At 68.3% G+C, this 11,389-nt stretch carries 10 protein-coding genes and 1 pseudogene; 8 read left to right on the top strand and 3 right to left on the bottom strand.

Annotated features, from left to right (window positions below; translation table 11 throughout):
• Nucleotides 1–135: 135 nt before the first annotated feature.
• The 4 genes from AB0K37_RS07025 to AB0K37_RS07010 all read left to right on the top strand — a co-directional run bounded on the left by AB0K37_RS07025 (nucleotide 136) and on the right by AB0K37_RS07010 (nucleotide 3,736).
• A complete protein-coding gene (locus AB0K37_RS07025) occupies nucleotides 136–954 on the top strand; it encodes a hypothetical protein (protein ID WP_363976039.1) in 819 nt (272 codons plus the stop codon).
• On the top strand, nucleotides 954–1,985 hold the full coding sequence (locus AB0K37_RS07020) for a hypothetical protein (RefSeq protein WP_363976036.1): 1,032 nt from the start codon (nucleotides 954–956) through the stop codon (nucleotides 1,983–1,985). Before AB0K37_RS07025 ends, AB0K37_RS07020 begins: the two co-directional genes overlap by 1 nt.
• Entirely contained in the window at nucleotides 1,982–2,533 is a 552-nt protein-coding gene (locus AB0K37_RS07015) for a hypothetical protein (protein ID WP_363976033.1), read from the top strand. The genes AB0K37_RS07020 and AB0K37_RS07015 overlap by 4 nt, the downstream gene beginning before the upstream one ends.
• A 579-nt stretch (nucleotides 2,534–3,112) precedes the next feature.
• Nucleotides 3,113–3,736 carry a hypothetical protein gene (locus tag AB0K37_RS07010; protein ID WP_363976031.1) on the top strand — a complete coding sequence of 208 codons (624 nt, stop codon included), beginning with the start codon at nucleotides 3,113–3,115 and terminating at the stop codon, nucleotides 3,734–3,736.
• Between the two features lie 352 nt (nucleotides 3,737–4,088).
• Here AB0K37_RS07010 and AB0K37_RS07005 read toward each other — a convergent pair whose 3' ends face one another.
• Nucleotides 4,089–5,390 carry a hypothetical protein gene (locus AB0K37_RS07005; RefSeq protein ID WP_363976028.1) on the bottom strand — a complete coding sequence of 434 codons (1,302 nt, stop codon included), beginning with the start codon at nucleotides 5,388–5,390 and terminating at the stop codon, nucleotides 4,089–4,091.
• Nucleotides 5,391–5,788: 398 nt separating this feature from the next.
• Between AB0K37_RS07005 and AB0K37_RS07000 the strand changes: the two genes are divergently transcribed.
• The gene (locus tag AB0K37_RS07000) at nucleotides 5,789–6,202 is read left to right on the top strand and encodes a hypothetical protein (RefSeq protein ID WP_363976025.1); all 414 of its coding nucleotides are present in this window, start codon (nucleotides 5,789–5,791) and stop codon (nucleotides 6,200–6,202) included.
• A 519-nt stretch (nucleotides 6,203–6,721) separates the two neighbouring features.
• Nucleotides 6,722–7,262 (top strand): annotated as a pseudogene (locus AB0K37_RS06995) (recombinase family protein).
• A gap of 117 nt (nucleotides 7,263–7,379) precedes the next feature.
• Here the strand turns inward: AB0K37_RS06995 and AB0K37_RS06990 are convergent.
• Together AB0K37_RS06990 and AB0K37_RS06985 are read right to left on the bottom strand one after the other, a co-directional pair.
• A complete protein-coding gene (locus tag AB0K37_RS06990) occupies nucleotides 7,380–7,955 on the bottom strand; it encodes a hypothetical protein (RefSeq protein WP_363976022.1) in 576 nt (191 codons plus the stop codon).
• Nucleotides 7,956–8,058: 103 nt separating this feature from the next.
• On the bottom strand, nucleotides 8,059–8,301 hold the full coding sequence (locus AB0K37_RS06985) for a hypothetical protein (RefSeq protein WP_363976019.1): 243 nt from the start codon (nucleotides 8,299–8,301) through the stop codon (nucleotides 8,059–8,061).
• A gap of 370 nt (nucleotides 8,302–8,671) precedes the next feature.
• Here AB0K37_RS06985 and AB0K37_RS06980 point away from each other — a divergent pair, with 370 nt between their 5' ends.
• Entirely contained in the window at nucleotides 8,672–9,868 is a 1,197-nt protein-coding gene (locus tag AB0K37_RS06980; protein ID WP_363976016.1) for a DUF5753 domain-containing protein, read from the top strand.
• 90 nt (nucleotides 9,869–9,958) lie between these two features.
• Nucleotides 9,959–10,795, top strand: coding sequence for an SAM-dependent methyltransferase (locus AB0K37_RS06975; protein ID WP_363976014.1), 837 nt, complete (start codon nucleotides 9,959–9,961; stop codon nucleotides 10,793–10,795).
• Nucleotides 10,796–11,389: the final 594 nt, after the last annotated feature.

Raw genomic sequence — 11,389 nt, 5'->3', positions numbered from 1 at the left:
TGCCAGACCTGACCAGGCAATCACCCAACAGGATCGTAGTCATTCGCTTACACTGCGTGCTCGTCGTTGGTCGGGCTCCGGTCGGGGGTTGGGTTGAGGTTCACTGAGCGCGACGTGCGCGAATGCCGCCGTCTGATGATCGCAGGACGCGCTGGGCAGCTGGCCATCGGCGACATCCTGGCGGCCGAGTGGGCCGGCAGCGCCGCCGCGCTCGGAGCGTTCTGCGAGCGGATCGGCTTGTCGGTGAGCACGGCCAAGCAGTGGCGGGCGACGGCGGCGGCGGTCACCCCCGACCTGCGCATGCACCTGGAAGAGTCCGGTGTCTTCGTCTCCTACAGCGTGTTGCGGGAGGGCGCCCGCCCGCGGGGCGGCCAAGTGCCCGATCCCGGCTACGCCAAGCTGCATCATCTGATCGCCGACGCCCGCAACGCCGGGGTCGACCGGGTCAACCTGGCCACTTACCAGACCGTCCTGGGCACGGCGCCGCCGCTGGCCGCGGTCATGAGCCCAGCAGCCCGCGACGCCGACGACGAGGTCGCCGACTACGTCACCGAGGTCCAGCACAGCCCCAACCGTGACGACCTGGTCAACTACCTGGCCATCCAAGAGAAGGTGACCCGCGCCGAGGTGACCGCCGCGCTCGAGGCCCGCAGGACCGAGAAAGCCGAGCAGCAGTCCCAGACCCCGTCCGCCCCGCCCCAGGCGGGAAGTGGCGCCGCGCTGGTCGCGGCCTTGACCGCGCTGGCCGGACAGGCCGGACGGCTGGCCAAGCGCTTTCCTCCGAACATCCTCAAACTCGACCCCGCAGAGCAGGTCGACGTCTCGGTCGCGCTTGGCGACCTGGACGTGTTCATGGTCTGGGCCCGCCAGGTCAGCGCGATCCCGGCCGCCGCCGCGCGCACCAGCCGCCGCCCGGCCGCTGCTGCACAGGCTATGGCGCACCAGGCCACCTGATGAATACGGAGGAGGGCTACTGGACGCCCGAGCCGGACCTGCCCAAGCAGGCCCAGCCCAAGCAGGCCCGACCTGAGCAGGGGACCGCGCCGACCGGCAATGACGGCGAGGAGGCCCTCGCCGACGACATCGCCCAGTTCACCAGCATCGAGCAGTCGGGCCCATGGATGCTGGCCTACCTGGTCGCAAGACGTGTCCTGCCCGGGGAAGGCGACGGGGTCGGGTTCGAACAGGAGTCCACAAAGTGTTTCGGCCGAAACACTTTCCTGCGGATCAGCGCGCGGGAGTTCGCCAAGCGGGCCGACACCAGCGCCAAGCGGGTCATGGCCCTCTGGCGGGCATGGAACCGGCTGGCCGAGGCCACCGATGGCCTGTTTCCGCACGCCCTGGACCTGCAACCCGGTGAACATATCGAGCTTCCCGACCTCAAGAAGTATCCGTTCTACGGCAAGGACGGCTATTACCGCGGTTGGGAGACCAGGAACATGTCGGCCGAGCGGCGCGAGAACATCGAGCGGGAGGCCGAGGCGTCCGGGATCCGGCCTGCGGCCATCACCTACGTCATCAGCCACCCGAGCGCGGTCAAGAACGCGCTGCTGGCCGACGAGACGACCCGGACGGCGGCCAGGGATGCCTTGGCGGAGTTCGACGCCCGTCAGGCCAGAGCGGACGCAGACGACCGTGAGGCCGCCGACGCGGTCACCTCGCAGCGGACCAGTGAGTTCGACGCCCACCGCAGCGAGCGGGAATCCCTCGCCGCGGCGGCCCGGGCCGCCCGGGACGGAAACGAGGCCGATGCGTCGATGGAGGTGTTCAACGCCATCGCCGCGATCAAGATGGCCGCCGCCCGGGCGGTGGCCCGGTTGAGCAAGCAGCACATCAACTTCACCCCGGAGCGGGCCGAGGCCATCGCCGACCTCTGCGACGACGCCGAGACCGCCATCGCAGCCGTCCGGGACCTGGCCACCGGTGCCGCCCTGGACGACGCCGCCCTGGCCGCGTTTCTGGACGACAATGGCGGACTGCGGTGAGCCCGCGGCGGGACGCGGCCGGCTGGACGCAGGCCGAGACCGACGTCGCGGACGTGATGATGTGGCTGCTTAGCAACCACGGCCAGGAACTGTCCTACGACGACATCGGCAAAGGCGTCGGGATCAAGAGCAAGCCCCGGCTGCAGCGGGCGGTCCGGCTGGTCCGGGTGATCGCCGCCGACCGGGGCGACCGACTGGAGCGGTTCATGCCGTCGACCGACCCCAAGCGCCGCCGGATCTTCACCACCCGCTACATGCGCCAAGGCAACGGGGACCAGTTCAGCGCCCGCGACGCCATGGCAGCCGCACGAGCGGCGATGACGTCGGTGAAGGACATGCACCGCGCGACCACCTTCGAAGCCGCCAACACCCGCTCGATCGCCCAGACCGAGTTCCAGGCGATGGCCCAGGCCGCCGACGAGTGCATCACCAAAGTCGCCGGCATCGACAAGATCGGCCCCCAGACGGTCCGGCGCGAGGACACCAGCCTGCTCACCCAGATGATCGCCGACCTGGAAGCCAGGCTTACCGAGCCGACGACGAAGTGATCAGCGGTACCCATTGCGCACCGTTCTGCAGGCAACGGTTCGCATGCCGCAGCGGGTTCTTCCGTTCAGTCCTGGCCCCGGGGATCGGTCAACGCCCTCTGACGGGTCGGCGACGATTCGGCCAGCAGATGGAGTCCCTGCGTGTCGTGCCGCTCCCTGCCCGTACTCGCCATCAAGGTGATCAAATGCTCGACCTGTACGAGCCTGTCACCGTCTGGCGTCAAGAAAGGAGCGGCGGCGTTGTACCTGGTGCGTGCCGAACGACAAGATCCCGAATTCCCCACCTGGCATCTGATGTGCCCGGTCTGCGGCGCCTTGCCGGGGACCAGCTGCGTGCAGGACGGCCAAGAGCAGCGCGCACTGCACCCATCACGCCGCCTGTCGATCCAGGAACGCAACCGCCGAGCCGCGGCCGGATGGGTCCCTCCGGAACTGGCCGTCCGACAAGGACGACGCACGCAACCGCCAGCACACCCCCAGGCCCCAGCCCCAGCCCCAGCCCCAGCCCCAGCCCCAGCCCCAGCCAGCGTGCCGGCCGCTCGAAGGACGCCGCGGCACTCCTCACTGGCCGAGGCGTTGATGCGGTTCCTGGCCTCGGTCGCCGACGAAGACGGCGTTGTCCGGCTGCCGCGCTGGCAGGTCGCCGTGGGGTGTGGCTACGTGACCGCGACCAGGCCATGGGACAAGACCCGCCAGGCCAAGATGGCGGGGGTCATGCGCACGCTGCGCCTGAGCGGTCGGCTGCGGGTCCTGGCCGCACCGACCGAGCCCGGAGGACCCGAGACCCTGCAGATCGAACGCAAGCGAACCCGACGCAAACGAGTCGATGACCTCACCGCGACCGCACGGCCCGAACCCCCATCGGCACCGTCCCTGGCAGCCAGAACTCGGAACGAGCTGACCAGTGATCCGCACATGCGGGCATTCGATGAACGCGCGACCCGCTGGCCCGAGGACCGCCGCAGGACCTGGCGAAGCGTCTGGGCAGCGGTGCTTACCCAGAGCACCAGCGGATACTTCGACGGCGACGCCGACACGCTGGCCGCCATGGCCAGCGACCATCTCGGCAGGAACGTGACACCGCAGACCGTCGTCCAGTTCCTGCGATGGAGCGTCGCGACCCGCCTCACCGACCAGGTCCGTCAAGGCGATCCGAGCCGGTTCCAGATCCGGCCCCTCGCCGACGAACAGCGAGATAGGTGACAACTCTGCCGCGCTGGGCTGATCGGCGTCGTAGACGGGCTGGTGCGGTTGGGCTGCCAGGAGCGGGCCGAGGTTGCCGCGCGGGGTGATCGCGCCGGCCTGGGCCAGGTGTAGTGCGGTGGTGGCGACGGTGAGCGTCCCCCGCGCATAGCAGCCCTGGTGGCTGGACTGGTCGGGGCACCACCCGAGGTCGTTCGTTCATCAGCACCTCGGCTGGTGCCGACCAGGACTCCGATGCCCGTGGCCCGACTTCTGGAGCTGTTGAGTTTCGGCGGGTTTGAGCCAGGAGTTGGCGGGCCAGGGCAGGGCCTCCGAGGAGGATCGGACCGCAGGGGGCCTCCTCGAAGGGCCTTCACGACTCAGCGATGTCGAGCAGGTCTTGGTAGCGCCTTTCGATGTAGGTGCTCTGGGTGCACGCCCGCTGGACGTCCTTGTCGGACCCGAGTTCGATGAGGATCGGCCGGGCGATTTCCTGAGCGTCCTGGATGATCGAGGCGACAAGCGGGGCGCCGGAGTTGCTGTAGAACACCTTCCGGTTCACCCCCATGCCGCGGCCCCCCGGCTCACCCACGTAGAGCAGCACCATCCACTTGAGGATCTCGCGGAGTTCCTGGTCCGGGATCGCCTGCAGCCCACCGAACTCCTGAAGCTTGCGGAGAAGGTCCCCGTGGGCCGTGGTGGAGGACCAGTGGTGACCGATGCGGTTCAACTGCTCGAGGAAGGCCGCGAAGAACGCGCGACGCTGCGGCTTCCGCAGGTACGGGAGTACACCGGACGCAGACGCCACCCGGACCTGAAGCTCGGTCAGCGGGGTCCGCCGGCCGATCTTGTCCTGAACATGCTTGGCCAGCTCGACCGTTACGGCAGGCCGGGTCACCTCAGCAAGGATCCCCGTCATCGTGAAGGCGTTCTGCCGAACCAGGTCCGGCTCGTCGTCGCTGGTGGCAGTGGAGAACAGGAACTTCCCGATCTCTAGCTGGCGGCTGTCTGGCGCGTGCTGGTAGTCCTCCACCAAGCTGGGGTCCGCGGTGGCCGGGCCGGCGGTCTCGATGACTTTTTTGACCTCGCTGACCCGGATGAGGGTCACCGGGTCCCGCGAGAGGACCGCCTCAATGCAGGTCTTGAAGATGTAGACGCAGTCCTCGACCCCGGCCTCGTACTCCGAGTCCTCGTGCTCCAGGTCGCGGCGTATCTCGTAAGACCTGGACAACCGGCGCCACTCAGGGCGTGACAGCAGACCCATGCGGTACGACAGCTCGATGATGTTGTGCGTCGAGTAGTTCTCGATGTCCTCCGGCCGCTCCACCGACGGGAGCTTGCTCGCCTTCGCGGCGTCCCGGGCAATGTCGAGACCCGCGATGTTGATCTTCTCCCGAAGGTCTGCGATCGCAGCGTTGAGGAGCCGCTGGCAGGCGCTGCTCGGGTCAACGGCCATGAGCCGACGGACGCGCTCGATCAGCCCCTTCGACTGCCACTGCGGCCGGATCCGCGACATGAGCTCTGGCAGCCCACTGTCCTGGATCACCTCAACGTCCGGGTGAACGATCACCGCTACTTCGCTCCCGGGTTCGTTCGCCACGTTCGTCCTCCCGTTTCGTCGCTTCGCCGGCTCCATGCTGCCAGCGCGGGACACCTCAACGGCCGTCTTTTTCATCCGGGGCCCCACGGCGGCTCCCCTTGCAGCCGCGGCATTGCGCTGCATGGCCCTGTTTGCGCGGTCGTCGGCGGGGCCCGGCCGGGCGTCAACATCGTGTTGAAGCCCTCGCCTTCAAAGGGGGTTCCGGCAGTAACGGCGGAATCCAGTGGATATGGCTCTGACCTGGCGTTCGATGCCACTCAACTCCGCTCGCTAACGCCGTTGGCCGGTCGGCTGCCACTCAAGCTCCGACGTTACGTCCGTTGAGCGTTCCGACGCGGGTGTGGCCCGCCGTCCCGGTGCTAGCCGCTGCAAGCACCTCGCCGGACCACCCCCGGACGATCGGCACGCCCCACCATCTATGGGCTTGATCGACAGGCCCCGGCGCCGGCCCCGGCGAGGGCTACATTTTCCCGATGACATTGACACCGGCACGGCAGCGGAACGCCGTCTCCGGGGGGATGGCGCTCGGTCTGATATTGAACAAGCGCGTCTCCCTCCCGCACAACAAGGTCGCGCTCGATCTGTCGTTCGAGGGGGCGTGGGAGTCTTGGCCCTACCGGTCCAAGTTCCCGCAGGTTGCTAGGGACCTGGCCAACGGTACGGACGGGATCGTGGCGATGACGCGAGCCGACGAGGACAAGCACACGGCCGGGGTCCTGTACTGGAAGGTCGACGGCTCTTCGCTGCGGATCGCCACCCGGGATCCCGACTGGGCGCCGGACAACCCCGAGGACCTCGCCTACGCCGCCAAGAGGATCGGTGAGGAGGTCCCTTTGGAGGGCTGGCGGAACCTGGCGAAGGAGTTCATCGACCGTTTCGAGAGCTAAACCCTACGCGGACGCCCCGCACTCTCCTCCCTCGGAGCGGGCGGGGCGTCGGTGTTCACGGCCCGAACGCGAACGAGAGCTACTCCCGTGCCGGGCGGAGCGGGCGCCGAGCCGCTGCGCCTTGGCGCGGTGCTCGCGGACGCGTTCGTGGTTGCAAGGCGCGGCCGGTACGTCCAGGCCATGGACAGACACACTCCGATGGACAGGACGGGCCATCCGGATCCAGTCCGCGGCCGCCAGCGACCCGCGCAGCGATTCATGGCAGGACGACTTCGACCGGCGTGCGCAGTCGGCGGTCGACCGCAACGAAGACCAGAACGAGCCGGTCAGGGGGCGACCAGCATCGCAACGAACAGACTCGTTAGGCGGTCATTTCGGCTGACGCTGGCGTCACATTCCGTTCCGATGTGCCTGGCCGTTAGGGGAGCGCTCAACGAGACACTCTCCGACGCGAACGCCGAGATGACCGACCTGCGAGAACGCCGCCTCATATAGGTGGTCCGTGAAAAACGTCCGGCGATGGGGGCTAAATGGTTACGCTGCGTGAGCGGGGGAAGTGATCGGCTACGCCCGTTGCTCAACCGTCCTACAGGGTCTCACCGCCTGACCGAGATTCTGCACGGACTCGGCGTGCCCGATGATCGCATCTGTCTCGACACAAGGTTCACCGGCACCAACCGGGAACGGCCGGCCTCGGCCAGGCCGCTCACAGCCGTCCGCGCTGGCGACACCGTGGTCGCCCCCAAACTGAACCGGCCCGCCCGATCGGTCCCCGACGCCCGCGATATCGGAGAACTCTCGTCGACGAGGAGTACGCCTCTCGCTGGGCGGCAGCATCCGCGACCCCGCCAACTCCATTAGCAAGATGTTCTCCGACATGCTCGCCGTCTTCGGCGAGTTCGAGGCCGACCTGCTAAAGATGCGCACCCGCGAAGGGATGGCCATGGCCCGCACCCGCGGCAACCTGGAACCCGAACTGGTCGAGCCCAAGTACGACGACGCAGCGTTCGCCGAGGCAGCGGCTTTTATCGCTGATGAGGGAGGCGAAGAGGAACTCTAGGCGCCGCCGAAGCTCAGCCGGGCAGGGCCCCCGGAGTCCTACGGCCGACTAACTAGCGGGCGGATCGTCTCAGAGCCAGCCGGTTGAGCCCGAGGACTGGCATCGGCGGAGCACCGGTCAGTGCTCGGTGTTGTAGGTGGGGGGCAGCCAGAGGTAGCCGCTGGCCCGGGTCTCCTTGTGCCTGATGTTGATCGGGCGGTAGGCGGCGCGGTTGATGCGCCCGGTCGCAGCGGCGTGCTGGTAGAGCTCCTGGGAGACCAGCATCGCCAAGTCGGCGTCGGGGGCCTCGTGCAGGCGCTGTTTGAAGGCCGGGGCCTCCAGGAGCCGGAAAAGGTGGGTCAGCGGTGCGCCGAGGACCCCGTGGTCGTCGTGCTCGACGTCGCCGGCGTGGACGGCCATGCGGAGCCGGAGGCGCCCGAGGTCGTTGGCCAGGCGGTTGGAGCGGCGCAGCAGCGCGGTGAGGTGGTGGGCGAGGGGATCCATGACGTTGGTGGGCGCTACCTCGCTCGGAAGCAGGATGAGCGCGCCATCGCCGCGGTCCTCGGTATAGCACTCCGCCCACGGCAGGTGGGAGGTCTCGAAGGCCTGCTGGAGGTTCTCGTACAGGTGCTTGCGCAGCAGCCGTTGGGCGTCGGCGTCGCGCCGCTGGTCACCGAACCGGAGGATGTCGACGCCGACGAGCGTTGTGTGCATGAGGACTCGCTAGAAGTATGGGCGCGGTCGGGGGAGTGGGGAGAGCGCCCGCCGGGTCGGCGGCAAACCGCGGTGGGCTACCACGCGGCGGGCGGGCTGGAGATCAGTCGAGCATGGACTCGTCGGCCCAGAACTCGACGAGCTGGTCCGCGGTGAGGTCTGCGAGCGGCGCCTCGGGCAGGGTCCTGCCGGTCTGGATCGACCGGATGGTGATCAGCGACAGTGCGTCTCGCGCCTCGTCCAGGCACCTGGCGCCGGTGCCAATGGCTGCCGCGCCTGCCGGGCCGGAGGCGGCGGGTTCGGAGGCGGCGATGAGGCGGCGGAGCGGCGAGGCGGGGCAGAACATGGCGATCTCCTCCGTGCGATGGGTGTGGGGCCCGCGCTCGCCTGGAGGTTGGACCTGGGCGGCGGGGATGGTTCACCCTGACGGCCGCAAGCGGACCCGCGCCCCCTGAACATCGGTTCCCGGATGTTCCCGGATATACCGCCGGGTATCCGGGTCGTGTCCGGGAACTCAGGCTATTCGGCCATTCGCTTGGTGCGACTGTCTCCTGGCATGTTGAGTGATCCTCAACTAGCGCGACTGCTATGTGTCATGTGACCCGCTATCCGGAGGCACGCCGCCGCTATGGTCGGCGACATGGCGGGTGAACGACCTGGAAACGATCGGATGAAACATGACGAGAAATGATCATGATGGCCGGTACTCCGCAGTGGTGACCCTGCTGAATCGTGATCGCAATACGGCCAATAACCCCACTTTCACCGAAATTAAGCGCATTTCGGCCGAACTGTCCGGCCGCACGTTCCACGGGGTGAAGATCAAGGAGGTGCCCCGCACGACGGCCAACGACGTCCTGTGCGGCAAGCACAAGAGCAGGCTTCGCTGGGAACTGGCGGTGAGCCTGCGGGCAGTGATCCACCACATCGCCGAGCAGCAAGGCATCGCCGCCGCGGCGATGACGCCCTGGGAGGAGTTTCACCGAAGCTTCTACCAGCCCCGAACCACGGCCGCCGCGGCCGCCGAGCCGCCATCCGAACGGCGCCATGCCCACCAGGAGCCGACGTCGCCGTGCCGCGCACCCGCGGCAGCGCCCGGCCGGGCACAGCACGACACGCCGGCGCCCAGGCCGGGGCCTGGCAGGCCCGGTCAGGCGCCCGGGCGCGGCACCAGCCTGATCTCCTGCGACCCGCTGGCAGCCAGCATGGGGCTCGGAGCGGCCTTCTTGTCGGTAGCCGGTGCGCAGCCCCCGGGCCACTGCCCCCGCCAGGCCGCACGAGAACTGCTGGACCGCATCCGCGCGGACAATGAGGGATGGTGGAGCGAGTACCGCCCCTTAATCCCAGAATGGCTCAGGCCCTACCTCACCCTAGAGCGCCTGCTGTCCCTGATCCGCGTCTACGCCCCGCACTGCGTTCCCGGCCTGCTCCAGGCCCCCGGCTACGCTCGGCACCTCATCACCCAGGACCTGCCCGACGTCGAAGAGGGTGAACTCGCCCGGCGCGTCGAGCTGCGCAAGGTGCGCCAGCAGATCCTGCACCGCCCCGACCCGCCGCACTATTGGGCCGTGATCGACCAGCGCGCCCTGAACTGCCGCGCGGCGCCGCCGGAGGCGCTGCTCGAGCAGATCCAGTACCTGATCTCCCTGGCCGCCTACCCGCACGTCACCATTCAGCTCCTGTGCGGCGCCAGAGCCGAACGCGCCGTCCCCGACGGGCCGCTCACCTTAATGCGGTTCCCCGAGACCGCACTGGGCGACATCGCCTTCTTCGAGCACTACGACTTCGGCCACTACGTCGACGACGCCCAGACCAGCGAAGAGCTCGTACTGCGCTTCAACCGGCTAGCCGCCCGAGCCCTGGAACCTCATGACAGTGTCACCTGGCTGCTGGGAATGCGTGACCAGCTCTAGCAATGATCCGCTCCCTGATGCAATACCGCTCCCGGTCTGCTCTCATGTCACCCCAGGGGGAGACATCCACGCGCAGACCGAGGGCTCACGATGTGCAGCGACGACCGGCAGTGCCGTTCCAGACCCGACATTCCACCCGATAAGGCACATGGATCTTCCATCCATGCCGATGTCCCCCATTCGGCGCGGGTCTGGAATTACTGGATCGGAGGAAAGGACAATTTCCCCGTCGACCAGCAGGCCGGCGACGACTACGCGCGGATCTTCCCCGGAATCGTTCCGCTGGCCCGCGCCGGCCGCGACTTCATCGACCGCGTCGTCACCTACCTGACCGCCGACGAAGGCGTCCGGCAGTTCCTCGACATCGGGACCGGGCTGCCGGCCGACAACCACACCCACCAGCTCGCCCAGCGCGCCGCCCCCGACTCCCGCGTGGTCTACGTCGACAACGACCCGCTGGTCCTGGTCCTGGGACGCGCGCTGGCGACCAGCAGCCCCGAAGGCGCCGCCGACTACCTCGACGCCGACCTGCGCCACCCCGAGCAGGTCCTCACCGGCGCACGCCAGTTCCTGAACTTCCTCCAGCCGATCGCGCTGATGCTGATGGGCGTCATGGGCCATGTCCCCGACGACGACACCGCCCACGCCATCGTCGACACACTGCTGGACGCACTCCCGCCCGGCAGCTTCCTGGCCCTCTACGACGGCACCGCCACCGACCAGGCGTTCATCGACGCCCAGCACGACTACGACTCCACCGGCGCCGCCCCCTACCGGCTCCGCAGCCCCGATCAGATCCGCGAGTTCTTCACCGGCCTCGACCTCATCGACCCCGGCGTCGTACCGCTGACGCACTGGCGACCCGCCCCCTCCCCCATCACCCCCGACACCGTCGAGGCCTACGGCGGCATCGCCAGAAAGCCCTGACCTCGTCGAGGCTGTCGACGAGGTCGCTCGTGCGCGCCAGGCCTTGATCAGGGCGCTCTCGGAGGCCGTGCCCTGGCTGGGCCTGCGAACTTGCGGCTTCCATGTGGAGTTCGTGCTGTCGCTGGAAATGATCAATCTCGTTGTGGACCAGTGGACATGCGGGCACCTTGGAGATGCCGGATCCGCCGCGGCTGCGCGGAGCAGGAGAGGCGTCGGGGCGCATGTGACATCGTGGCCGTGACCGGACAGGTGATCAGGCAGATGGCCAGCACAGGCACGCCACCAAGGCGCCCCGGCCCGAACTCCCCGTGCCGCATGATGAATCTATCGCGGCACCGGTCGCCCGCTCCAGAGGAGAGTTCGAGGAGGTTTCTCCGCTCGCGCCCGCGCCCCGGCGGCGAGCACGACAGGCCCCGCTTCTTCAAACGGACGGCCGCGGCGCGCCGGAGCGAGACGAGAATCGACGACGAAGCAACCGCGAACCGCGCGGCACAGGACGGGCTCCGGTTGCCTCAGACACGTCCGGCACCCGAATGGTGGCTCGTCTGCAGCCTTGCCCCTCCTGGTGCACCACAGAGCATTTCGACGCCGACG

Source organism: Actinomadura sp. NPDC049753 (assembly GCF_040674655.1).
In the GTDB taxonomy this organism is placed as follows: domain Bacteria; phylum Actinomycetota; class Actinomycetes; order Streptosporangiales; family Streptosporangiaceae; genus Spirillospora; species Spirillospora verrucosospora.
This window is presented reverse-complemented; position numbering and strand designations above follow the sequence as displayed.